This is a genomic window from Mycobacterium sp. 852002-51057_SCH5723018, assembly GCF_001667035.1.
GTDB lineage: Bacteria > Actinomycetota > Actinomycetes > Mycobacteriales > Mycobacteriaceae > Mycobacterium.
Genome location: NZ_LZIR01000030.1, coordinates 1 through 23352, shown reverse-complemented (window position 1 = coordinate 23352; position 23352 = coordinate 1). Strand labels below are relative to the sequence as shown.

General features: G+C 68.5%; 25 protein-coding genes and 1 riboswitch. Of the genes, 13 read left to right on the top strand and 12 right to left on the bottom strand.

Annotated elements, in window-relative coordinates:
* Positions 1 to 11 precede the first annotated feature (11 nt).
* Both A5764_RS08000 and A5764_RS07995 read right to left on the bottom strand, forming a co-directional pair.
* On the bottom strand, positions 12 to 1664 hold the full coding sequence (locus tag A5764_RS08000; protein ID WP_197501237.1) for a DNA repair helicase XPB: 1653 nt from the start codon (positions 1662 to 1664) through the stop codon (positions 12 to 14).
* A 58-nt stretch (positions 1665 to 1722) separates the two neighbouring features.
* Positions 1723 to 3975, bottom strand: coding sequence for a helicase-associated domain-containing protein (locus tag A5764_RS07995; RefSeq protein WP_067111267.1), 2253 nt, complete (start codon positions 3973 to 3975; stop codon positions 1723 to 1725).
* Positions 3976 to 4078: 103 nt separating this feature from the next.
* Between A5764_RS07995 and A5764_RS07990 the strand changes: the two genes are divergently transcribed.
* From A5764_RS07990 to A5764_RS07975, 4 genes are read left to right on the top strand one after another with little or no spacing between them, the layout of a single operon-like run.
* Positions 4079 to 4279 carry a hypothetical protein gene (locus tag A5764_RS07990; protein ID WP_197501236.1) on the top strand — a complete coding sequence of 67 codons (201 nt, stop codon included), beginning with the start codon at positions 4079 to 4081 and terminating at the stop codon, positions 4277 to 4279.
* 9 nt (positions 4280 to 4288) lie between these two features.
* Positions 4289 to 4819 carry a cyclic pyranopterin monophosphate synthase MoaC gene (gene moaC, locus A5764_RS07985; RefSeq protein WP_082951573.1) on the top strand — a complete coding sequence of 177 codons (531 nt, stop codon included), beginning with the start codon at positions 4289 to 4291 and terminating at the stop codon, positions 4817 to 4819.
* Positions 4816 to 5298 (top strand): molybdenum cofactor biosynthesis protein B, encoded by a 483-nt coding sequence (locus tag A5764_RS07980; protein ID WP_067111258.1) that lies wholly within the window; start codon positions 4816 to 4818, stop codon positions 5296 to 5298. Before moaC ends, A5764_RS07980 begins: the two co-directional genes overlap by 4 nt.
* Entirely contained in the window at positions 5295 to 5720 is a 426-nt protein-coding gene (locus A5764_RS07975; RefSeq protein WP_067111255.1) for a molybdenum cofactor biosynthesis protein MoaE, read from the top strand. Before A5764_RS07980 ends, A5764_RS07975 begins: the two co-directional genes overlap by 4 nt.
* Before the next feature lie 73 nt (positions 5721 to 5793).
* Here the strand turns inward: A5764_RS07975 and A5764_RS07970 are convergent, their stop codons facing one another.
* From A5764_RS07970 to A5764_RS07955, 4 genes are all read right to left on the bottom strand, one after another.
* On the bottom strand, positions 5794 to 6675 hold the full coding sequence (locus A5764_RS07970; protein ID WP_067111252.1) for a transglycosylase family protein: 882 nt from the start codon (positions 6673 to 6675) through the stop codon (positions 5794 to 5796).
* Between the two features lie 13 nt (positions 6676 to 6688).
* Positions 6689 to 6897: riboswitch (cyclic di-AMP (ydaO/yuaA leader) on the bottom strand.
* A gap of 205 nt (positions 6898 to 7102) precedes the next feature.
* Positions 7103 to 7381, bottom strand: coding sequence for a MoaD/ThiS family protein (locus A5764_RS07965; RefSeq protein WP_067111249.1), 279 nt, complete (start codon positions 7379 to 7381; stop codon positions 7103 to 7105).
* Between the two features lie 4 nt (positions 7382 to 7385).
* Positions 7386 to 8465, bottom strand: a complete 1080-nt coding sequence (gene moaA, locus A5764_RS07960) for a GTP 3',8-cyclase MoaA (protein ID WP_067111245.1) — start codon at positions 8463 to 8465, stop codon at positions 7386 to 7388.
* A complete protein-coding gene (locus A5764_RS07955; RefSeq protein ID WP_067111242.1) occupies positions 8462 to 8866 on the bottom strand; it encodes a YccF domain-containing protein in 405 nt (134 codons plus the stop codon). Before A5764_RS07955 ends, moaA begins: the two co-directional genes overlap by 4 nt.
* A 163-nt stretch (positions 8867 to 9029) precedes the next feature.
* Here A5764_RS07955 and A5764_RS07950 point away from each other — a divergent pair, with 163 nt between their 5' ends.
* The 3 genes from A5764_RS07950 (at position 9030) to A5764_RS07940 (ending at position 12518) form a co-directional block, all read left to right on the top strand.
* A complete protein-coding gene (locus tag A5764_RS07950) occupies positions 9030 to 9437 on the top strand; it encodes a cold-shock protein (RefSeq protein ID WP_067111239.1) in 408 nt (135 codons plus the stop codon).
* A gap of 126 nt (positions 9438 to 9563) precedes the next feature.
* On the top strand, positions 9564 to 11489 hold the full coding sequence (locus A5764_RS07945; protein ID WP_067111235.1) for an acyl-CoA dehydrogenase family protein: 1926 nt from the start codon (positions 9564 to 9566) through the stop codon (positions 11487 to 11489).
* A 24-nt stretch (positions 11490 to 11513) separates the two neighbouring features.
* Complete coding sequence (locus A5764_RS07940) at positions 11514 to 12518, top strand: glutathione S-transferase family protein (protein ID WP_067111232.1); 1005 nt, start codon at positions 11514 to 11516, stop codon at positions 12516 to 12518.
* Positions 12519 to 12547: 29 nt separating this feature from the next.
* On the opposite strand, the gene A5764_RS07935 is transcribed toward A5764_RS07940, so the two are convergent.
* Together A5764_RS07935 and A5764_RS07930 are read right to left on the bottom strand one after the other, a co-directional pair.
* Positions 12548 to 13048, bottom strand: a complete 501-nt coding sequence (locus A5764_RS07935) for a DUF2771 domain-containing protein (protein WP_067111229.1) — start codon at positions 13046 to 13048, stop codon at positions 12548 to 12550.
* On the bottom strand, positions 13045 to 14709 hold the full coding sequence (locus A5764_RS07930; RefSeq protein WP_067111226.1) for an MFS transporter: 1665 nt from the start codon (positions 14707 to 14709) through the stop codon (positions 13045 to 13047). The genes A5764_RS07935 and A5764_RS07930 overlap by 4 nt, the downstream gene beginning before the upstream one ends.
* A gap of 129 nt (positions 14710 to 14838) precedes the next feature.
* Between A5764_RS07930 and A5764_RS07925 the strand changes: the two genes are divergently transcribed.
* Positions 14839 to 15744 (top strand): DUF3027 domain-containing protein, encoded by a 906-nt coding sequence (locus tag A5764_RS07925; RefSeq protein ID WP_156664568.1) that lies wholly within the window; start codon positions 14839 to 14841, stop codon positions 15742 to 15744.
* On the opposite strand, the gene A5764_RS07920 is transcribed toward A5764_RS07925, so the two are convergent.
* Positions 15741 to 16196, bottom strand: a complete 456-nt coding sequence (locus A5764_RS07920) for an SRPBCC family protein (protein ID WP_067111220.1) — start codon at positions 16194 to 16196, stop codon at positions 15741 to 15743. The two genes, A5764_RS07925 and A5764_RS07920, sit on opposite strands and share 4 nt — an antisense overlap.
* A 28-nt stretch (positions 16197 to 16224) precedes the next feature.
* Positions 16225 to 16497 carry a DUF2530 domain-containing protein gene (locus A5764_RS07915; RefSeq protein WP_067111372.1) on the bottom strand — a complete coding sequence of 91 codons (273 nt, stop codon included), beginning with the start codon at positions 16495 to 16497 and terminating at the stop codon, positions 16225 to 16227.
* Between the two features lie 229 nt (positions 16498 to 16726).
* Here A5764_RS07915 and A5764_RS07910 point away from each other — a divergent pair, with 229 nt between their 5' ends.
* From A5764_RS07910 to A5764_RS07900, 3 genes are read left to right on the top strand one after another with little or no spacing between them, the layout of a single operon-like run.
* Positions 16727 to 17158, top strand: coding sequence for a MarR family transcriptional regulator (locus tag A5764_RS07910; RefSeq protein ID WP_067111218.1), 432 nt, complete (start codon positions 16727 to 16729; stop codon positions 17156 to 17158).
* A complete protein-coding gene (locus A5764_RS07905) occupies positions 17155 to 18051 on the top strand; it encodes an RNA methyltransferase (protein ID WP_082951571.1) in 897 nt (298 codons plus the stop codon). The genes A5764_RS07910 and A5764_RS07905 overlap by 4 nt, the downstream gene beginning before the upstream one ends.
* Before the next feature lie 15 nt (positions 18052 to 18066).
* Positions 18067 to 18333 (top strand): DUF2537 domain-containing protein, encoded by a 267-nt coding sequence (locus A5764_RS07900; protein ID WP_067111215.1) that lies wholly within the window; start codon positions 18067 to 18069, stop codon positions 18331 to 18333.
* On the opposite strand, the gene sepH is transcribed toward A5764_RS07900, so the two are convergent.
* A complete protein-coding gene (sepH, locus tag A5764_RS07895; RefSeq protein WP_067111212.1) occupies positions 18330 to 19112 on the bottom strand; it encodes a septation protein SepH in 783 nt (260 codons plus the stop codon). The genes A5764_RS07900 and sepH overlap by 4 nt on opposite strands.
* Positions 19113 to 19233: 121 nt before the next feature.
* Complete coding sequence (serC, locus tag A5764_RS07890; protein ID WP_067111210.1) at positions 19234 to 20352, bottom strand: phosphoserine transaminase; 1119 nt, start codon at positions 20350 to 20352, stop codon at positions 19234 to 19236.
* Between the two features lie 219 nt (positions 20353 to 20571).
* Here serC and A5764_RS07885 point away from each other — a divergent pair, with 219 nt between their 5' ends.
* Together A5764_RS07885 and A5764_RS07880 are read left to right on the top strand one after the other, a co-directional pair.
* The gene (locus tag A5764_RS07885) at positions 20572 to 21597 is read left to right on the top strand and encodes a diiron oxygenase (RefSeq protein WP_067111207.1); all 1026 of its coding nucleotides are present in this window, start codon (positions 20572 to 20574) and stop codon (positions 21595 to 21597) included.
* Between the two features lie 18 nt (positions 21598 to 21615).
* Entirely contained in the window at positions 21616 to 23304 is a 1689-nt protein-coding gene (locus A5764_RS07880) for an FAD-dependent oxidoreductase (RefSeq protein WP_067111204.1), read from the top strand.
* The last annotated feature ends 48 nt before the right edge of the window (positions 23305 to 23352 follow it).

Genomic DNA, 23352 nt, shown 5'->3' with positions numbered 1-23352 from the left:
GTCTGCTCGGACTAAATGGCCGGCCCCAGGAGGTCGTCGGCGTCACGGATGATGTAGCCGTAACCCTGCTCGGCCAGGAAGCGCTGGCGGTGCGCGGCGTACTCGGCGTCCAGGCTGTCGCGGGCCACCACCGAATAGAAGATGGCGCCGCCGCCATCAGCCTTGGGCCGCAGTAGCCGGCCCAGCCGCTGAGCCTCCTCCTGGCGCGAACCGAAGGTTCCCGAAACCTGCACTGCCACCGAGGCTTCCGGCAAGTCGATGGAGAAGTTGGCGACCTTGGATACCACCAGCGTGGGGATCTCACCGCGGCGAAAGGCGTCGAAGAGTTCCTCCCGCTCCCTGGTTCGGGTCGACCCCTGGATCACCGGGGCGTTCAGCTCGGCGCCGAGCTCGTCGAGCTGATTCAGGTATGCGCCGATCACCAGGGTTTGCTCGCCGGGGTGGCGGCTCAACACCGACTTGACCACGGCGATCTTCGAGCGCGCCGTGGAGCAAAGCCGGTAGCGCTCTTCGGGTTCGGCCGTGGCATAGAGCATCCGCTCGTTGTCGGTCATCGTGACCCGCACCTCGACACACTCCGCCGGCGCGATCCAGCCTTGGGCCTCGATGTCCTTCCACGGCGCGTCGTAGCGTTTGGGGCCGATCAGAGAGAACACGTCGCCCTCGCGACCGTCTTCGCGGATCAACGTCGCCGTCAGCCCCAGCCGCCGCTTGGACTGCAGGTCGGCCGTCATCCGGAAGACCGGCGCCGGCAGCAGGTGCACCTCGTCGTAGATGATCAGGCCCCAGTCGCGGCTGTCGAAGAGTTCCAGATGCCGGTACTCGCCCTTGGTGCGCCGGGTGACCATCTGGTACGTCGAGATGGTGACGGGCCGGATCTCCTTGCGTTCTCCGGAGTATTCGCCGATCTCGTCCTCGGTCAGCGAGGTGCGCGCAACCAGCTCGCGTTTCCATTGCCGGGCGGCCACGATGTTGGTGACCAGAATCAGCGTCGTCGCACCGGCTTTCGCCATCGCGGCCGCCCCGACCAGCGTTTTGCCGGCGCCGCACGGTAGCACCACCACCCCCGAGCCGCCTGCCCAGAACGACTCCGCGGCCAGCTGCTGGTAGTCGCGCAGATGCCAGTCGTCCTGCTGCAGGCTGATCGGGTGCGCCTCGCCGTCGACATATCCGGCGAGATCCTCGGCGGGCCAGCTGATCTTGAGCAGCATCTGCTTGACCCTGCCGCGCTCGCTGGGGTGGACGACGACGGTGTCGTCGTCGATGCGCGCGCCGAGCATCGGGGCGATCTTCTTGTTGCGCAGCACCTCCTCGAGCACGGCGCGATCCAGGCTTACCAGTGTCAGGCCGTGCGCCGGGTGTTTGACGAGCTGTAGCCGGCCGTAGCGGGCCATGGTGTCGACGATGTCGACCAGCAGCGGCTGGGGGACCGCGTAGCGCGAGAAACTGACCAGCGCGTCGACGACCTGTTCGGCGTCGTGGCCGGCGGCGCGCGCGTTCCACAGCGCCAGCGGGGTGATGCGGTAAGTGTGCACGTGCTCGGGTGCGCGTTCCAGCTCGGCGAACGGCGCGATGGCGGCGCGCGCCGCGCCGGCCAGCTCGTGGTCCACTTCGAGCAGCACCGTCTTGTCGGACTGCACGATCAATGGTCCGTCACTGCTCAATGGCGCCACTCCTTCTCATCGCTGCGTCCTGCATCTTCGCCGGCGCGCATAGAGTCCATTATCCGGTGTCGGCCGACACCACCGACGTGATGCGATGGATGGCGAAGTCGCGCAGCCGCCCGGAGGCCGAGTCGTAAGCCACCAGCTGCCCGCCGCGGATGGTGATCGGAGACACCACCCGCTGAGTGGCTACCCCGGCCGCGTCGAGGTAGCCGATCACCAGCGTGTCCTGGTTCCTGGCTGCGCGCTGCAGCATCGACATGGTGACCGCCGGGTCGACGCGGATGTTGCCGAACGGTGCGGCCGTGACCTTCCGCAGCACCGAGACGACGGCGTTGAGCGTCTCGGTGCTCGGGCGCGGCAGGGGGCGGTACTGCCGGTGCTGTTGCGGTGTGGCCACTCTGGCTCCGCGAGGCCGGACATCGACGATGGACCCGGTGGAATCCTCGGCGGCCGGGGCAAAGCCTGCGGCACGCAACGCGACGAGCACCTCGGCGATCGGCGCCGGCGACACGGCCACCGTCGGCGCCAGGGCGCGCAGCTGCAGCTCTTCGCCGGCCGCCACGGCCTGGGCTAGCAGCGCCGGGTCCTCGCACCGCACGAACGACGCGGCCATCCCGATGCGCAGCTGTCCGTGGCGGCGGGCCACGTCGTCGATGAGGTATGTCAGCCCTTGCGGCACAGGAGTCTTCGAATGCTTGGTGAAGAGCTCGTGCATCCAGTCCCGGGTCTTGCCGATGTCGAGGGCATGGCGGATCGACTGCTCGCTGATGCGATACACCATGGCCGTGCCCGCCGATTCGACGGTGGCGACGGTGGCCAGCTCGTCGGCGAGATCGCGTTGCAGTGGCCCGGGCACCACGACGGTGAGGTCGGCCTGCACCAGAAAGTGGTCGATCGGTGCGGGCATCGCCCGGTTCATCGCCTGGATCGCGACGTCCGGGTCGCCGGCTTCCTCGAGCAGCGCGCGACCGGGCGAGCTGATCGCCCCGCGGCCCACCAGGCCCAGCGCGTGGCCCTCGGCCAGTAGGTCGGCCACGGGTTTGGGCTGCAGCCGCCTGGCCCAGCGCGGGCGGCGCCAGATCAGCGCCGCCGAGGCCGTGGGCGCGTCGACCCCGGCGCCGGGTGGCAACTCGCACAGCATGCCCAACAGCAGCCGGCGATCCAGCGGCGCGGCCGTTGAGTACAGCGAATCGTTCAGGGCGCCATAGGGCTTGGCGTCGGGACCGCGGCTGCCGATCAACGCGGGCCGGCCCGGCAGGTCAAGCCAGATGCCGGCCAGTAGGTGCCAACGCTCGGCGGCCGACATCGCGGTGAACCGTTCGGTGGCCATCGTCGGCGCCCAATACGGGCCATCGCCGGCTGCCGGCTCGGGGTCGGGCATGCCGCTGGCGATCAATCCGGCCGCGGCCGCGACCTCGAGGATCAGACCCAGGCGCGGCTCCTCGATGCCGGTCGTCTTGGCCAGCCGCTTGACGTCGCGAATCCCGAGCCCGCCGCTGCGCAGCTCGGAAACCGGTGCAGCGCCGAGGGTTTGGAGCAGCACGTCGAGCTCTCGCAGCAGGTCGATGACGGCCCCGGCGGCCACGGCATCGACGTCGGCGGCGGTGGTCGTCGACACCACCGGGTCGGGCGCGGTCAGCTGCATCGGACCGGGTTCCTCGCCGCGCAGCACCTGCCCCACGTGGCGGGGCAGGATCACCGTTTCGGCATCGATGCGGCGCAGCAGGCCCATCGCCAGCAGTTGCGGCACCGGGCGGTTGGTCGGGGCCCCGGGCGCGGCGTCGCGGGTGCGGCCCATCGGGGAGCCTTCGAGCAGCTTGTCCAGCACGTCGAGCTGCGCCTCGTCAAGGCCGTCGATGAGACCCGCGATGTCGTCACCGGTGCGTGAGGCGTCCTCGAGCGTGGCCTGCCCGGGATGCCAGGGCAGCGCCGTGCCGGTGTCGGCGGCCACGCGCAGTGCGGCTTCCCCCCACACCAGGGCGCGTTGCCTGAGGTCGTCCAGCGCGGCCACGACGTCGGCCTCGGGAGCGCGGTCACCGATGAGCGCTATCAGTTTCGCGGTAGGGACCGGGGTCGCATCGGCCTGCAGCACCAGCAGGGCATCCAGGACCGCCAGCCGCAAAAAGTCGAGATCGTCCGTGGCGGCCTTGACCGACTGACGGGCCTGCGCACGCGCGGCCAGCGCGGCGATGCTGCCGGGCGGCGGCTGGGCGAGGTCTGGCCGTAATTGCAGCAGTCGGATCAGCCGCTCGTCGGGCAAGTCGGCCAGCCAGGACCCCAGCGGGATATCCGGGGTGTTGTCGGTCATTGCTGACCAGCGTAAAGCAGCCGGCGGACGCAAAGCCGACGGTCAAACGCGGTGCAGTGGCCTTGCGGCACGTGTGCCCGCGCGACCTGTCAGAATGAACCTCGTGGCTGAGACTGCTGAGGGCAAGGATCGCAAGGCAAGGTACGTCGACAACGGCTGGCCGACGACAGACCCGGACGACCACGCGGTGAGCGAACTGGTGAGCGATCGCACCGGTGCGTTGTCACCCTTCGGTGAACTGGTGTTCCCGCTGCCCACGGCCGACCTGCCCTACCTGCACCCGGTTACCGTCGTCAACCGATAGGTCGCCGGGATGGCTAGGGCCTCTGAGGCCTCGAAGGCCTCGGCGACACGGGAGTCGCAGGACTCCCGTTCGGCCACGCTGTCGCACCTGGATGAACGAGGGGCGGCGCACATGGTCGATGTCAGCGAAAAGGGAGCCACCAAGCGCACCGCCGTGGCAGCGGGTGCCTTGCGCACCTCGCCGGAGGTGGTGGCGCTCATCTCAACGGGAGGCCTGCCCAAGGGCGACGCGCTGGCCACCGCACGGGTCGCGGGCATCCTGGCCGCGAAGCGCACCAGCGATCTGATCCCGCTGTGCCACCAGCTCGCGCTCACCGGGGTCGACGTGGATTTCACCGTCGGCCAATCGGATATCCAGATCACCGCGACCGTACGCAGCACCGACCGGACAGGGGTGGAGATGGAGGCGTTGACCGCCGTCAGTGTGGCTGGGCTGACGCTCTACGACATGATCAAGGCGGTTGACCCGGCCGCTCGTATCGACGACATTCGCGTGCTCCGCAAAGAGGGCGGCAAGAGCGGAAACTGGGTGCGGCCGTGAGCGCCCGATCCGCGCGCGTCATCATCGCCTCGACCCGGGCGTCGGCCGGTGTTTACGACGATCGAAGCGGGCCTATCATCGCGGAATGGCTTGAGCAGCATGGATTTTCGTCTGTGGAGCCCGAAGTGGTCGCCGATGGGGAGGCGGTCGGTGCGGCGCTGCGCAGCGCGCTCGACGCCGGAGTCGACCTGATAATCACCTCGGGCGGCACCGGCATCTCACCCACCGACAGCACACCGGACCAGACCGTGGCGGTGCTGGACTACATGATCCCCGGGCTGGCCGACGCCATCCGGCGCTCCGGGCTGCCGAAGGTGCCCACGTCGGTGCTGTCACGCGGTGTATGCGGCGTGGCCGGGCGCACGCTGATCGTCAACTTGCCTGGTTCACCCGGCGGGGTAGGCGACGGTCTTGGGGTGCTCGCCGACGTGCTCGACCACGCGCTCGACCAGCTCGCCGGCGGAGATCACCAGCGATGACGCGCGTCTTGCGTGCCGCCATGACCGAACAGCCGATCTTTCTCGCCGAGCATGAGGAATTGGTAGGCCACCAGTCGGCCGGAGCGGTCGTCGGGTTCGTCGGCATGATTCGCGACCACGACGGGGGCCGGCGGGTGGTGCGGTTGGAGTATTCGGCGCACCCGTCGGCGGAGCAGGTCATTGGTGAGGTGGTCGCCGAGGTCGCTGAGCGGTCCAATGGGGTCCGAGCCGTGGCGGCCAGCCACCGGATCGGGGCGCTGCACATCGGTGAGGCGGCACTGGTGGCCGCGGTCGCCGCCGACCATCGCCAGGCGGCCTTCGACACCTGCGCCCGCCTGGTCGACACCATCAAGGCGCGGCTACCCGTGTGGAAGCACCAGTTCTTTGATGACGGCACCGAAGAATGGGTCGGGTCCGCTTAAGGCCGGCTTGCCGGCACTCTCCCGCAACCAGCGGGCTCGCGGGAGAGTGCCGAGCGTCTGACTAGGTGCGGCGTCAGCCGGCGGGCGCTGGCTGCGCCAGCGTGTCCAGCTCGTCGTTTCCGTGAATATCCGCGCCGCGGATGGCTTCCCACAGCTGCCTGGTGTAGCCGACGTTCGAAGCCTGCGGTGCGGCCGATGCCGCGTTGAGGTCGGCCGGCGGTGCGGGTGGCACGTCAGCGGGCGGGGCGGGCGGCACGTCAGCCGGCGCGGGTGGCACGTCAGCCAGCGGTGCGGGTGGCACGGCGTCGGCGGGCGGTGCGGGTGGCACGGCGTCGGCGGGCGGCGCCGGGGGTGCCAGATCTGCCGGAGGCGCCGGCGGCACGTCGGCCGGGGGAGGCGCCGTCTGGTCGAAGGAGGCCAACTGCACCGGCGGGGCCGGGTCAGCCGGCGGGGGAGGCGGCGGCAGAGGAGCGTCCGGCGGCGGCGCGTCGGCCGGCGGTGGTGCCAGCGGCGCGGGCAAGCCGTTGAGCCCGGGGGCGTCCAGCGGCGCGTCCATCCCCGCCGGTATGGGCGCAGGAACTTGGCGGGGACTGGGGCCGGACAACGGACCGCCGCACACGGGCCACGCGCCGCGGCCCTGCGTCGCCAGCACGCGCTCAGCGACCGCGATCTGCTGTTCCTTGGTGGCCAGTTCGGCCGACGGGGCGTACTGGCCGCCGCCGTGCGAAGCCCACGTGCTGGCGCTGAACTGCACGCCGCCGTGGTAGCCGTTGCCGGTGTTGATGCCCCAGTTGCCGCCTGACTCGCAACGGGCTACCTGATCCCACTCGCCGTCGGTGGCCGCGGCGGCCTGACCGGCGAGGGCGATGCTGCCGCCACCAAGAACCGCCCCGGTGAAGGCGATCTTGGCGACGCTGATGCTGGAAGTGGTGGGCTTACGGTGACGTCCACTCATACGCGCCGAAATATTCCTCTCTCGTAAGGCGCCTGCGAGGTCAGCTGTCGGGTTCGGGTTGGAGAGGCCACCCGGCCGGCGTCTTCCGCATGGGAGCGACGTCGGCTTCACCCCAAGGGGCCGCAAGCGGCCCCGGTCCGATCACGGTGGACCGGTGGGTCCCCCGTCTCCATCCACTTCGGTGTCCCCTGCCTACTGGATGGAGCTCGGCGCGATAGGAGGGGATGAACGCCATCGGTAACTTTGGCGAACCGTCGGAGACGCTAGCGGTTTCTGTTGGTCCCGTCACGTCTTGGAAAAGCCGGCGTTTCCCGCACGGCCGTCTGCGAAAAGCCCAGGAACACTGGCGATTTGCGCAGGTCACCGCGACCGAGATCGGAGCGTGTCCGCGCCGTTATCTTTCCGTTACGTGAGATATTTCACAGTTTTAGCCGCCGGCGAAGGGCGGTAGAACGTCGATCGTGTCACCGGCGCGTAACAATGCGGTGTCGTCGCGGACGGCGATTCCGTCGCACAGATAGGAGCACCGGCTCAACACGGTGGCAAGGCGGGTGCCGCGGACGGCGAGCCGCTCGACCAGTTGGGCCACGGTCGTGCCCGGACGCACCACAAGCATCTCCGATTCGGCGCCCGCCGCCGCGCGCGCGGCGGCAAAGTAGCGGACCGTCACCGGCATTCCGTCCGCTTCGACCGGGGTGTGACCCATCGGGCTAGCCACCGATCGCGCTCATCGGGCGGTCGGGCTGGATGAAGTTGGGGTCGTTGATGCCGTGGCCGGCGGGCTTGGCCCACATCGCGGCGCGCCACGCCGCCTCGATCGCGTCGTCGTGCGCGCCGCCGCGCAGCAGGCCTCTAAGGTCGGTCTCCTCGGCCGAGAACAGGCAGCTGCGGATTTGGCCGTCGGCCGTGAGCCGGGTGCGGTCGCAGGTCGAGCAGAAGGCGTGCGACACCGACGCGATAACACCGAACTTTCCGCTCGGTGTGTCCGGGCCGGTATCGACGAGCCAGAGCTCGGCGGGCGCGGAACCGCGCGGTGCCGGGTCGGGCCGCAGCCGGAAGTGCGGCCGCAGCTCTGCCAGCACGGCGTCGGCGGTCAGCGCGGCGCCCCGGCGCCACCGATGCCCGGCGTCCAGCGGCATCTGCTCGATGACCCGCAGCTGATAGCCGTGTTCGAGGCAGAACCGCAACAGGCCCACGACGTCCTCGCGTCCGGTCGTGGGATCGAGCACGGCGTTCACCTTGACGGGTGTCAGGCCTGCCTCCTTGGCGGCCGCCAGGCCGGCCAGCACGTCATCGAGCCGGTCCCGACGGGTGATGGCCGCGAAGTGGTCGCCGTCGACACTGTCCATCGAGACGTTGACCCGATCCAGGCCCGCCTCGGCGAGGGCGGCGGCGCGGCGCGCCAGCCCCACGCCGTTGGTGGTCAGCGAGATCTCGGGGCGGGGCCGCAAACCGGCCGCCGCGGCGACCACCTCTTCGAGGTGCCGGGACAGCAGGGGCTCGCCGCCGGTGAACCGCACGCTGGTGATGCCGAGCCGGGTGACGGCGATATGTAGCAGCCGGGCCAGCTCGTCGGGCCGCAGCAGTTGCTCTCCGGGTAGCCAGTCCAGGCCGTCGGCCGGCATGCAATAGGTGCACCGCAGATTGCACCGATCGGTCAACGAGACGCGAAGATCGGTGGCGGCCCGCCCGTAGGTGTCCAGCAGTGGGCCGCCCGCGGGAACGTCGCGAGCGACGGCGCCGGCCGTGCGGCTCGGCACCGTGGGCACACCCAGCGCGGTCAGGGTCATGCGGGCACCGGCGTGGAACGGGTCGGTGAGTCGACGGGAACGATCTCCTTGCCCAGCGGCATCAGCGACACCGGGATCAGTTTGAGGTTGGCCAGCGCCAGTGGAATGCCGATGAGCGTGGCCGCCATCGCCACCGCGCTCACCAGGTGACCGATAGCCAGCCATATCCCGAACAGCAGCACCCAGACGACATTGCCGATCAGGGCGCCGGCGCCGGCAGTCGGCTTGTCGACGATCGTCCGGCCGAACGGCCACAGCGCGTAGGAGGCGATGCGCAGCGATGCGAAGCCGAAGGGGATGGTGATGATGAGCAGGAAGCTGATGAGCGCCGCCACCACGTATCCGGCGGCCATCCACAGGCCGCCGAACACGAGCCAGATGATGTTCAGGGTCAGGCGCATATTCTCCTCCAGCGGTGCTGCCAGCCTACCGAGTTACGAGTGACGGGGGTGCTCGTGAGGCACGCAGCCGAGTAGGATCAGAATTCAAAACGCGTCCTGCGCAGGCGGGACGCGTCTTGTGTGTTGTCCATCCTAGTTCTCGTCAGACAAGCAGGTGAGACCAGTGCCGACCGGCAAGGTTAAGTGGTACGACTCCGATAAGGGGTTTGGCTTCCTGTCGCAGGAGGACGGCGAGGATGTCTACGTTCGCTCGTCGGCGTTGCCCGCCGGAGTGGAGGCGCTCAAAGCGGGACAGCGGGTGGAATTCGGCGTGGCGTCTGGCCGGCGGGGGCCGCAGGCGTTGAGCCTCAAGCTGATCGACCCGCCGCCCAGCCTGGCCAAGACGCGTCGCGAGGCGCCGGTCGAGCACAAGCACAGCCCCGACGAGTTGCACGGCATGGTCGAGGACATGATCACGTTGCTGGAGGGCGCCGTGCAGCCCGAGCTGCGCAAGGGTCGCTACCCCGACCGCAAGACCGCCCGCCGGGTCTCCGAGGTGGTCAAGGCGGTGGCGCGGGAGCTCGACTCCTAGCTGGGCGGCCGCCTCCGTTCATTTTTGGACGGCGACTACTGGTCATTTTCGTCACGATTCGCCGTACTATTCGGCTATACAGCAGGTAATCAAGCCTCGATGTGAGTCGTTAGCGAGGAGGCGGCGATGGCACAGCAAGCGCAGGTCACCGAGGAGCAAGCGAGGGCACTCGCCGAGGAATCCCGCGAAAGCGGTTGGGATAAGCCATCTTTCGCCAAAGAGCTTTTCCTGGGTCGTTTCCCCTTGGAGCTCATCCATCCGTTCCCCAAACCGTCCGACGACCAGGAGGTGCGCATCCGCGCGTTCCTGGACAGGCTGCGGTCGTTCCTCGACACCATCGACGGCAGCGTCATCGAGCGCGACGCCCAGATACCCGATGAATACGTGAAGGGCCTGGCGGAACTGGGTTGTTTCGGCATGAAGATACCGACCGAATATGAGGGCCTAGGCATGTCGCAGGTTGCCTATAACCGGGCCCTGGTGATGGTCGCGTCGGTTCATCCCAGCCTGGGTGCGCTGCTGTCGGCCCATCAGTCGATCGGGGTGCCCGAGCCGCTCAAGCTTGCCGGCACACCCGAACAGAAGCGGAAGTTCTTGCCGCGCTGCGCCGCTGGGGCCATCTCGGCGTTCCTGCTCACCGAGCCGGACGTGGGCTCCGACCCGGCCCGCCTGGCGTCGACGGCGACGCCGGTCGACGACGGCTCGGCCTACGAGCTGGAGGGCGTGAAGCTGTGGACCACCAACGGAGTGGTCTCCGAATTGCTGGTGGTCATGGCCCGGGTGCCCAAGAGTGAGGGGCACCGCGGTGGCATCAGCGCGTTCGTCGTCGAGGCCGATTCGCCGGGGATCACGGTCGAGCGGCGCAACAAATTCATGGGGTTGCGCGGCATCGAGAACGGCGTCACGCGGCTGCACCGGGTGCGGGTGCCCGCCGAAAACCTGATTGGTCGGGAAGGCGACGGGCTGAAGATCGCGCTGACCACCCTGAACGCCGGACGGCTGTCGGTGCCCGCGAGTGCGACGGGGTCGGCCAAGTGGGCGCTGAAGATCGCCCGCGAATGGTCAGGCGAGCGCGTGCAATGGGGCAAGCCGCTCGCCAAACACGAAGCGGTGGCAAGCAAAATCTCGTTCATCGCCGCCACCACCTACGCGCTGGATGCGGTGCTCGAGCTGTCCGCTCAGATGGCCGACGAAGACCGCAACGACATCAGGATCGAGGCGGCGCTGGCCAAATTGTGGTCCAGCGAGATGGCCTGCCTGATCGCCGACGAACTCCTGCAAATCCGCGGTGGGCGGGGCTATGAGACCGCGGAATCGCTTGCCGCGCGGGGGGAACGCGCGGTGCCGGTGGAGCAGGCGCTGCGCGACCTGCGCATCAACCGGATCTTCGAAGGATCCAGCGAGATCATGAGGCTGCTGATCGCGCGGGAGGCCGTCGACGCCCACCTGGCCGCGGCCGGTGACCTGGCCAAGCCCGGCGCCGACCTGCGCCAGAAGGCGGCCGCGGCCGTGGGTGCGAGCGGGTTCTATGCAAAATGGTTGCCGCAGTTGGTTTTCGGCGAGGGGCAGCGGCCGACGGCATACAACGAGTTCGGTCCGCTGGCATCGCACCTTCGTTTTATCGAGCGCTCCACCCGCAAGCTGGCCCGCAACACCTTTTACGGGATGGCGCGCTGGCAGGCCAAGCTCGAGCAACGGCAGGGCTTCCTCGGCCGCATCGTCGACATCGGTGCCGAGCTGTTCGCGATGTCCGCGGTGTGCGTGCGCGCCGAGGGCCAGCGCACCGCGGATCCGGCCGTCGGACGGCAGGCATACGAGCTGGCCGACGCGTTCTGCCAGCAGGCCACCGTGCGGGTCGAGGCCCTCTTCCACGCGTTGTGGTCCAACACCGACAGCACCGACGTCCGCTTGACCCACGACGTGCTGGAAGGCCACTACACCTGGGTGGAGGACGGGATCCTCGATCAGTCCGAGGGCACCGGACCGTGGATCGCGCATTGGGAACCGGGGGAGTCGACCGAGGCGAACCTGGCTCGGCGTTTCCTGACCTGATCGCGGTTGGGCAGAATTGTCGTCATGGCCACCTATGTTGCCGGCGCCGGCGAATTCACCCGCGACACCAACTACATCACCACCCGCATCACCGCCGACGGACGCGACGGCTATCCGGTAGAGCCCGGCCGGTATCGGCTCATCGTTGCCCGCGCGTGTCCGTGGGCGAACCGCGCGATCATCGTCCGCCGGCTGCTGGGTTTGGAAGACGTTCTCTCCATTGGTTTTTGCGGGCCGACCCACGACGAGCGGAGTTGGACGTTCGATCTGGACCCGGGCGGTGTCGACCCCGTGCTGAAGATTCCGCGGCTGCAGGACGCCTACTTCAAACGCTTCCACGACTATCCCAAGGGCATCACCGTCCCGGCGATCGTGGATGTGCCGACCGGAGCCGTGGTCACCAACGATTTCGCGCAGATGACACTGGATTTCTCCACGGAGTGGACCGCCTTCCACCGCGATGGCGCACCCCAGCTCTACCCCGAGCCGCTGCGCGCCGAGATCGACGAGGTGAACAAGAGGGTCTACACCGAGATCAACAACGGTGTCTACCGCTGCGGCTTCGCCGGCTCACAGCAGGCCTACGAGGCGGCGTACGACCGGCTGTTCGCGGCGTTGGATTGGGTGAGTGAGCGACTGGCCAACCAGCGATACCTGGTGGGCGACACCGTCACCGAGGCGGACGTGCGGCTCTTCACGACCCTGGCCCGGTTCGACCCCGTCTACCATGGCCACTTCAAATGCAACCGGAGCAAACTGTCCGAAATGCCGGTGCTGTGGGCCTACGCGCGCGACCTGTTCCAGACCCCGGGCTTCGGCGACACCATCGATTTCGTCCAGATCAAGCAGCACTACTACGTCGTGCACGCCGACATCAACCCCACCCGCATCGTGCCCAAGGGCCCGGACCTGGCGGGCTGGCTGACCCCGCATGGACGGGAAGCGTTGGGCGGCAGACCGTTTGGTGACGGAACCCCGCCCGGCCCGCCCCTGGACAGTGAGCGAGTGCCGGAGGGCCACGGCGCGTAGGGCTTCCGTCGACGTTGGGCACTCGATGATCAAGAGGTCAGTCGCACCGACCATTCCGCGTGCGGCATGGCGCGGACCGAGGTGTCGTTCGGCTGGCTGTTGTCGACCACCAGAGTCAACAACTGCACCACGATGCCGGTCAGCCGGCCGCGCTGCGGGTCGACCGACGGGATGGTGACCGCGAGCTGGGTGCCGGGCCGAAACATCGTGGCCGTGGTGTTGGTGGGGTCCTCATACACCTGCAGTAGCCGCCAGGGCGCCCGCGAAATGGCGTCGGGAACCGACAGTTGCACCGGATAGTGCTCGTTGAACGGCAGCTCGCCCTGGGCATGCGGCGTCTGGCAGTCGTTGAGGTTGAGCGCGTTGCAGTACAGGTACGGCCCCACCCGGGTCAGGTGGCCGTGCGAGAACGCGCTGATCTCGGGTCGCTGCGGACCGGGCGGGCGCATCAGCAGCCACGTTGCGACACCGGCCCCCACGCACAGCACGAACACCAACGCCGCGACCAGCGCGGCCCTGCCGCGTTTCACTCGGGCACCGCCGCCGGCCTGGCGGCGCCTTGGCGCCCTTCCTGCTCGACCATGACGGGACGATTACCGCCGAGGCCGGGGATCAACGAGTCGCCGCGGAAGCTGACGAGCGTTTGCGCCAGGCCAGGGATGAGCAGGGCCGTAACCGCGGTGAAGCCGACCCACAATTCGGTGTAGACCAACACACCCAGAGCCCCGCCGAGCACCCACGCCAGCTGCAGGGTCGACTCCGAGCGCCCGAATCCAGACGCCCGTGATTCCTCGGGCAGGTCGTGCTGTAAGGAAGCGTCCAGCGAGGCCTTCGCGATCGCGCTAGCCCCCGAGGTCACCAGCGTGGCGATCGCGGCCACCAACAGATTGCCCGCCACCGAGGCAGCCAGGGCGACCGCGCACACCGCCACCGTGCAGCGCACCACCAGGACGGCCGGCCTGCCGAGCTTCAGGCGTGCGCTGGTGAAGTTGCCGGCGAAATTGCCGATCCCGGCCGCGGCGCCGATCAGGCCCAGCATGCCCAGCTGGACCCAGCCGTTGGCTTGGTGCGCCTTGGCGACGAACGCTGGATACAAGAATAGGAAGCCGACCATCACCTTGATGGTGCAATTACCCCACAGTGAGGTAATGATGTTGCGTCCCAACGGTTGTCGAAGGGTTCCGCCGACCTTCTTGACTTCTTCGGGCCACCTACGCCGCGGCTGACCGCCGTCGCGACGGTAGCTCAGGGTGGCCGGGACCTCACCCGCGGTCACCTCGACCCAGCGCGGAATCCGCATCGACAGCATGGCGCCGGCCACCGTGATCGCGACGACGACGAACAACGCGCCCGGCAGCTTGAACAAGTGCGCGCAGGCGAACTCGGCGCCGGCCGCGATCGCACCGCCGGCGATGGTGCCCCCAAGCAGGCCGAACACGGTCAGCCGGGAATTGACCCGCACCAGGTCGATGCTCGGCGGCATTACCCGCGGTGTCACCGCGCTGCGCAGCACGCTAAATGACTTGGAGAACACCATCATCGCCAACGCACAGGGATAGAGCACCCACGACGGGAAGCTGCCGGTGGCGCCGTCGTAGTTCATGATCAGCACCACCGCCAGTGCCGTGCGCAACGCGAACGACAGGGCCAACGCGACGCGTCGGCCGTGCTGCAACCGGTCCAGCGCCGGACCGATGAGCGGCGCGATCACCGCGAACGGCGCGATCGTAATCAGCAGGTACAGCGCAACCTTGGACTTGCTCTCACCGCTGGCCGCGGCGAAGAACAACGTGTTGGCCAGTGCAACGGCCATCGCGGAGTCGACGGCGAAGTTGGCCACCACGGGCCAGGTCAGCGCGGTAAGACCGGACTTGTCGGCGCCGTCGGCGGTGGCGGCCCGCTGAACCATCCAGTACATGCGAGAACCCATTTCGCGGCTTCGCATGGCCGCGGCGCGGGTGACAGTGATCCGTTCGCCCGGTGACGATCCGCGGTGCGGCGCGCCGCCGTCGCGGTCCGGCTCGGGCTCCTGGCCCAGCGGCGGTAGATACCGGTTGGCACTTGGCATCGGTGGCGAGCGGCGCGACTGCCGACGGTCGGAGTCGTCGGCCGGGTAGTTGGCCATGCCCGGATGCTGGTTGGCCGACCCCTTGATGTCCGGACGGGTCCGGCGGCCCGGGTTGGAGGCCACACGGCCCGGATCCTCACGCCGCCGTCCAGACACGAACCAATTCTCTCCTATCGCGCCTCCCTGCGTCGGCAGGTCACGGGGTGTGGCTCGCCAACCTAGTATGGAGACGCAATGCAGAGAGGGGACAGCGTGACCGGACCCACCGAGGAACCCGCCGCGACGAGCGTGGCCGAGTGGCCCGACGAGTTGGCGGCGATGCTCAGGGGTGCGGCCGACCAGGCCAGGGCATCCGTCGAGGAGTTCGCCGGCCCAGAAGCGGTCGGGGATTACCTCGGCGTCAGCTACGAGGATCCCAACGCCGCCACCCACCGGTTCCTGGCGCATCTGCCCGGCTACCAGGGCTGGCAGTGGGCGGCGGTCGTCGCCGCATATCCCGGCGCGGACCGCGCCACGATCAGCGAAGTGGTGCTGATCCCCGGGCCGACGGCGTTGCTGGCGCCCGAGTGGGTGCCCTGGGACCAGCGGGTGCGACCGGGGGATTTGAGCCCCGGAGACCTACTGGCGCCCGCGGCCAACGACCCGCGGTTGGTGCCCGGCTACACCGCCAGCGGTGACCCACAGGTCGACGAGGTCGCCGCCGAAGTCGGATTGGGCCGGCGCTGGGTGATGGGCCCCTTAGGCCGGTTGGAGGCCGCCGAGCGATGGCGCACCGGGGATTACGGTCCCGACTCGGCGATGGCGCGATCCACCAAACGCATGTGCCGCGATTGCGGTTTCTTCCTCCCGATTGCCGGATCGCTGGGTGCGATGTTCGGGGTGTGCGGAAACGAGCTGTCGGCCGACGGGCATGTGGTGGACAAGCAGTACGGCTGTGGCGCCCATTCGGACACGCCGGCTCCGGCCGGCAGCGGCTCGCCGGCGTATGAGCCATACGACGACGGCGTCCTCGACGTCGCCCAGGTGCCGCCGCCCGCGCCTGAGGTGCCCGAGCCCACAGAGTCTGCGCCCGAGGCGCCCGAGCCTTCGTCCGAGGCACCCGAGTCTTCGTCTGAGGCACCCGAGTCTTCGTCCGAGGCTGCGGAGCCGCAGGACTAGCCTTCCTCGGCCGCGGCTTTGATCTTTGCCAGCGAGGTATTCATGCCCTCGACCAGCTCGCGTTCGAAGTTGGCGGTCCCCCCGAAGAGCGCATTCACCGACAGGTTCGAGAACGCGGTCACGCCGTTTTCGGCATGGCGGCTTTCGGTCAACCGGGTCCCCTGTCCGCTGAGCTCGAGCTCGTAGCTCCAGATCGTCCGGTTGGTATTGACGCGGAACGCCAGCTTCTTTTCCGGGATCACCTCGACGACGGTGGATGTGGTGGGCCAGAACATTCGGTTCCGTCGATTGAGGTTCAGGGTCCGGGTCCCCGGGCGCAGCGGTCCGAACGGTTTCATCCAGCGACACTGCGGGCTCCATTGCGGCATGCGCCGGAAATCGGATACCAACGCCCAGACCTTCGAGGCCGGTGCGTCGATGTCGACGTGCGCTTGTAAGAGCGGGGCTACCATCGCACCTCCCGGGGTTCGGTTTCGAAAACTAGTGGTCCAGGTAGGTTTCGAGCCCGGACTGTGCGCCGCGGGCGCCGCGTCGCGCCGCGGCAAGCTGCGAGACGAAGAGGGCGGTACCGACCAGCCCGACGCCCAGTCCGCCCAGCGTGACAGGGCGCCAACTCTGCAGGGCGGGTAGAGCAAACGCCAGGGCCGCGGAGATCAGCCAGCCGCAGAAGCCGACCACGACAACCGGCCACACCTTGAGCAGCGAGGGCGGCAGCGACGGCGCCTCGCGGCTGGTGGGAGGTTGCTCAGGCATCGCGATTAACATAGCGCCGCGACGATGCGGGCCGTTGTGCGGCCTGAGGAGGAGCGGGGCAATCCAGGTGGGCGCCGCGACGATGCGGCCCGTTGTGCGGCCTGAGGAGGAGCGGGGCAATCCAGGTGGGCGCCGCGACGATGCGGCCCGTTGTGCGGCCTGATTCGCCAAAATCCACCGTTCGCCGTTTGGTCTCCCGAGTTTCGCGGGTTCCGTGTAACCTCGCGCCATGCCTGACAGCGATGCCCGGCTGGCCAGCGACTTGTCGCTGGCCGTCATGCGGCTGGCCCGCCAACTGCGGTTTCGCAACCCGTCCTCGCCGGTGTCGCTGTCACAGCTTTCGGCGCTGGCCACGCTGGCCAACGAGGGCGCGATGACTCCCGGTGCGCTGGCGATCCGCGAGCGGGTCCGGCCCCCGTCGATGACTCGGGTGATCGCGTCGCTGGCCGACATGGGTCTGGTCGACCGTAAGCCGCACCCCGTCGACGGGCGACAGGTCCTGGTCACGGTGTCGGAGTCCGGCGCGGAACTGGTCAAGGAGACCCGTCGGGCCCGCCAGGAGTGGCTGGGCAAGCGGCTGGCGACAATGGACGCCGACAAACGCGACATCCTGCGCAGCGCGGCTGATTTGATGTTGGCCCTGGTCGACGAAAGCCCGTGACCGACGCCCTGGATGTTCAGGACGTCAACGATCCCGACGATCCGCGACTCGACGATTTCCGCGACCTGAACAGCGTCGATCGTCGCCCCGACCTGCCGAGGGGCAAAGGGTTGGTGATCGCCGAGGGAGTGCTGGTCGTGCAGCGCATGCTCGCGTCCCGGTTCACCCCGCACGCCCTGCTGGGCACCGACCGCCGGCTGGCCGAGCTCAAGGAAGACTTGGCCGCCGCCGAAGCGCCGTTCTACCGGGCATCGGCCGATGTGATGGCGCGGGTGGTCGGCTTTCACCTCAATCGCGGTGTGCTGGCGGCCGCCAGGAGGGTCCCCGAACCCGGCGTCGGAGAAGTGGTCGACGGCGCGCGCACCGTGGCGGTGCTCGAGGGCGTCAATGACCACGAGAACCTGGGCTCGATCTTTCGCAACGCGGCGGGGCTGGGCGTGGACGCGGTGGTCTTCGGCGGCGGCTGTGCGGATCCGCTGTACCGCCGCGCGGTGCGGGTGTCGATGGGCCACGCGCTGCTGGTGCCCTATGCGCGGACATCCAACTGGCCCGCCGACCTGATCACGCTGAAGGACAAGGGGTTTCGGCTGTTGGCGATGACTCCGCACCGCGACGGGTGCACGCTGGCGGAGGCGATGGTGGCGGCGCGTGACGAACGGATCGCGGTGTTGGTGGGCGCCGAGGGTCCGGGGCTGGCGGCGGCGACCCTGCGGCTCAGCGACGCGCGGGTGCGCATCCCGATGTCGCGCGGCACCGACTCGCTCAATGTCGCGACGGCGGCGGCGTTGGCCTTCTACGAGCGGGGGCACTCGGTGACGATGCGGGTCGCGGCGCGGCCCGAGACGGCGGCACTCCCAGCCGCGGAGCGGCGAGGGGGCGAGGCGGGCGATTAAGGTTAGGCTCGCCCCGTGAACGACGAGTCCGTGCCCTGGGCAACGGGTTTGACCGTCTCCGGGTTTGTCGCCGCGGTGACAGGAGTCGGCATCGTGGTGCTCAGCCTCGGGCTGCTCAGGGTGCATCCGCTGCTGGCGGTCGGCCTCAACATCGTGGCCGCGGGTGGGCTGGCACCGACGCTGTGGGGCTGGCGGCGCACCCCGGTGCTGCGCTGGTTTGTACTGGGGGCGGGCATAGGTGTGGCCGGCGCGTGGCTGACGCTGCTGGCGATGACGGCCTAGCGGTGCCCGCCTGAGCGCACGCCGAGCAGGACGTCCTCCCACGCCGGGATGACCGGCTTGCCGCGCCGGGTGTGCACCGGCTGTTCGGGCGGTGCGGGGACCGTCGGCTCGGCGGTTTCTTCCTCGCTGGCCGGCGGTACCCCCGCCTCGAAGTCGATGCGCGATACCCGGGCGAGCGGTCGCAGCGGTCGCTCGAAGTCCGGGTCGATCAGTTCACTGGCCGCATCGTCGATCGCGGTGACCGTTCCGCCGTGCGCGCCGGGAGCGAAGCTGAAATGCGCGATGTTGTCGGAACGACCGACCTTCCAGGCAAGCTGCACCGTCCAGCGGCTGTCCTCGTTGCGCCAGGCATCCCAGCTCAGCCTGTCGGGTTCCAGGCCGCGCGCCACCAAGGCGGTGCTGACGCTTTCCAGCAGGGTCAGCACCGCGGGCCCGTCGGCCAGCATCGGGTGGGCGGCCGTTGCCAGCTCCGCCGCCCGGGCGCGTTCCAGCAAGACCGGATGGGCGAACCGGCGGATTCGGGAGATGTCGGAGCCCGACGCCGCGGCCACCTGCTCTACGGAGGCGCCGGCACGGATCTTGGCCTGAATTTCCTTGGGGCTCAACATGTTGGTCACCTGCATGTCGAGTGGGGGTTGTTCCGGCGGGATCGGGTCCCCGCGCAGGGCGGCCCGCAATCGGTCGTCGACCACGAGCTTGAATTGTTCGGCGGGTTCTGCGCCCTCGCAGATGACGCGTTTGCCGTCGTGATCGAGACCAACCACATTGAGTTCCCGCATGGCTTCTCCTCGCAGGCTCCGCGCCGGTCAGCGACGGACCCGTCAGGTCCGCACTCTAGTGCAGCCAACGCCGATAACCGGCTGTGACACGCTGGCGGGTTGCCGGCCGGTGACCGAAACGTTAAAGCCGCTCGACCACCCAGTCGATGCACTGGGTGAGCGCGCTGACGTCCTCGGGGTCAACCGCGGGGAACATCGCGACCCGCAACTGGTTGCGGCCCAGTTTGCGGTACGGCTCGGTGTCGACGATGCCGTTGGCCCGCAGGGTCTTCGCGACGGCCGCGGCGTCGACCTCGTCGACCAGGTCGATCGTGCCCACCACCTGCGACCGCAACGCTGGGTCGGCGACGAACGGCGTGGTGTAGGGCCGCTCCTGCGCCCAGGAGTACAACCGCTGCGACGAGTCCGCCGTGCGCTTGACCGCCCAGTCCAGCCCGCCGTTGCCCAGCAGCCAGTCGAGCTGTTCGGCCATCAGCGCCAGGGTGGCGATCGCCGGGGTGTTGTAGGTCTGGTTCTTCAGACTGTTCTCCACCGCGATCGGCAGCGACAGGAAGTCGGGAACCCAGCGACCGGACGCGGCGACGGACTCGACGCGGGCGAGCGCGGCCGGGCTCATGATGGCCAGCCACAGCCCGCCGTCGCTGGCGAAGTTCTTCTGCGGCGAGAAGTAGTAGGCATCGGTCTCGGTGATCTCGACGGGCAAGCCGCCGGCGCCGGAGGTCGCGTCGATGACGACCAGGGCATCGTTCGAGCCGGCGGGGCGGCGGATCGGCACCGCGACACCGGTCGACGTCTCGTTGTGCGCCCAGGCGATGACGTCGACCGACGGGTCGGCCTGCGGCTCGGGGGCGCTGCCGGGCTCGGACTTGACGACGATGGGATCGCCGACGAACGGGTTCTTGCTGACCGCCGAAGCGAACTTGGAGCTGAACTCGCCGTAGGACAGGTGCAGCGAGCGCTTGTCGATCAGCCCGAAGGCCGCGGCATCCCAGAACGCCGTCGCCCCGCCGTTGCCAAGGATGACCTCGTAGCCGTCGGGCACCGAGAACAGGTCGGTGACCCCCGATCGAACACGGCCCACCAGGTCCTTGACGGGCGCTTGCCGGTGCGAGGTGCCAAACAGGGGAGCCGCGGTAGTGGTCAACGCCTTCAATTGTTCGGGTCGGACCTTGGACGGACCGGAGCCGAAGCGGCCGTCGCGGGGTTTGATGTCAGCGGGAATCTCGAGCTGGTCAGCCATATCGATCAGCGTAGTGAGCGGTACCCGGGCGCCGATTTCGCGGGCGGATAACGCCTGGATGAGCGCCTCTGAGCATCCTCTGTTGTGAGCCAGGCCACATCCCCCGGGTGACCACTGGTCAGGCCACACCGCCTTGCGGGGCCCTAGAAATTACCCGGTACCTGCGGTACTGTCTGGACACAGCATGTCCAAATGTAAACCTCGTTGGGGAGGCTTTGAATGGCCAGGACGCGAATGGTCCGGCGTTGGCGCCGCAATATGGAGGTGCGCGACGACGCCGAGTACGTGAACATGCTCGCCACACTGTCCGAGGGGTCGGTGCGGCGAAACTTCAATCCCTACACCGACATCGACTGGGATTCACCGGAGTTTGCCGTCAAGGAGAACGATGCTCGGTGGATCCTGCCGTTGACCGACCCGTTGGGCCGTCATCCCTGGTATCAAGCGCAGTCCGAAGAGCGCAAGATCAAGATCGGCATGTGGCGGCAGGCCAACGTGGCCAAGGTCGGGCTGCACTTCGAGTCGATCCTGATCCGCGGCCTGATGAACTACACGTTCTGGGTGCCCAACGGCTCGCCGGAATACCGGTACTGCCTGCACGAATCGGTCGAAGAGTGCAACCACACCATGATGTTCCAGGAGATGGTCAACCGCGTCGGCGCCGACGTCCCGGGAATGCCGCGGATGCTGCGCTGGATCTCGCCGCTCATTCCACTGGTCGCCGGTCCGCTGCCGGTGGCGTTTTTCATCGGGGTGCTGGCCGGCGAGGAGCCGATTGACCACACGCAAAAAAACGTGCTGCGCGAAGGCAAGTCGCTGCATCCGATCATGGAGCGGGTGATGGCCATTCACGTGGCCGAGGAGGCCCGGCACATCTCGTTCGCTCACGAGTTCCTGCGAAAGCGGTTGCCGCAGTTGACAAAGCGACAGCGATTCTGGGCGTCGTTGTATTACCCGCTGACAATGCGGGTGTTGTGCCAGGCGATCACGGTGCCGCCGAAGGCGTTCTGGCAGGAGTTCGACATCCCGCGCGAGGTCAAGAAGGAACTGTTCTTCCGGTCACCGGAGTCGCGAAAGTGGTTGAGCGACATGTTCGCCGACGTGCGCATGCTCGCGAACGACACCGGCCTGATGGAAACGCGCTCCGCGCGGCTGATGTGGCGGATCTGCAAGATCAACGGCAAGCCGTCGCGCTACCGCAGCGAGCCGCAGCGCCAGCACCTGGCCGCCGCCCCGGCCGCGTAGGACTCCGCGGGTCCACTTATGCCGCATGTTATTACCCAGTCGTGCTGCAACGACGGGTCCTGTGTCTTCGCGTGCCCGGTGAATTGCATTCACCCGACACCCGACGAGGCGGGCTTTGCCACCTCCGAGATGCTCTACATCGATCCGGTGGCCTGCGTGGACTGCGGCGCGTGCGTCAGCGCCTGCCCGGTGGGCGCGATCGCGCCCGAAACCCGGCTCGAGCCCAAGCAGCTGCCGTTCGTGGAGATCAACGCTTCCTTCTATCCCGAGCGACCCGACGGCGTGAAGCTGCCGCCGACGTCGAAGCTGGCCCCGGTGATCCCGGCCGCCGAGGTGCGCGCCCGGCGCCAGCCGCTGACGGTGGCCATCGTGGGCTCGGGGCCGGCGGCCATGTATGCCGCCGACGAGCTGCTGACTCAACATGGGGTGCGGGTCAACGTCTTTGAGAAGCTGCCCACCCCTTACGGGCTCGTGCGCGCCGGGGTGGCGCCCGATCACCAGAACACCAAAAACGTCACCCGGCTCTTCGACCGGGTCTGCGGTCATCGCCGCTTCCGGTTTTATCTCAACGTCGAGATCGGCAGGGATCTGAGCCACGCCGACCTGTTGGCGCACCATCACGCCGTGCTGTACGCGGTCGGCGCGCCCGACGATCGTCGGCTGGACATCGACGGGATGGGCCTGGAGGGCACCGGAACCGCCACGGAGTTGGTCGCGTGGATCAACGGTCATCCCGATTTCGCCGATCTGGCAGTCGATCTCAGCCATGAACGGGTGGTGATAGTGGGCAACGGCAACGTCGCTCTCGACGTGGCCCGGGTGCTGACCGCAGATCCCGACGACCTGGCCCGCACCGACATCTCCGACCGGGCGCTGGAAGCGTTTCGTGGCTCGAAGGTGCGCGAGGTGGTGATCGCGGCCCGGCGCGGGCCCGCGCAGTCGGCGTTCACCTTGCCCGAACTGATCGGGCTGACCGGCGCATCCGAGGTCGTGCTCGACGCCCTCGACCATCGACGAGTGACACGCGACCTGGCGACCGTGTTGGACCCGCTGACCAAGAACAAGCTCGAGATCTTGACCAAGCTGGGTGACGGTTCGGCGCCTGCTTCGCGCCAACGGATCCGGCTGGCCTACCAACTCACGCCCAAGCGCGTGCTCGGTCAGCAGCGGGCGACCGGAGTGGAGTTCACCGTCACCGGTACCGACGAGGTGCATCAGCTTGAGGCGGGCCTGGTGCTGACCTCAATCGGCTACCGCGGCAAGCCGATTCGCGATCTGCCGTTCGACGAATCGGCGGCTATCGTCCCCAACGACGGCGGTCGTGTCGTCGACCCGTCCGGCCGGCCGGTGGCCGGCGCGTATGTCGCGGGATGGATCAAGCGCGGACCGACCGGGTTCATCGGGACGAACAAGTCCTGCTCTGTTCAGACCGTCCACTCCCTGGTGGCCGATTTCAACGCCGGCAACTTGGCCGACCCGATAACCAAGCCTGACGCGTTGGACAGGCTGGTGCTCGCGCGCCAACCCGACGCCGTCGACTCCGCGGGATGGCGTGCGATCGACGCCGCCGAGATCGAGCGCGGCAGCCACGACGGACGGCCGCGCAACAAGTTCACCGACATCGCCGACATGCTCGCTGCGGCGGCCACCGCCCAGCCCGCGCCCCCCCCCCCGCCCCCGCGGCTGGCCCGGGGGGGGGGGTTTTAGCCGCTCGCCTGCCCGGACATCGCCGCTTGGATCTCGTCCATGCTGTCA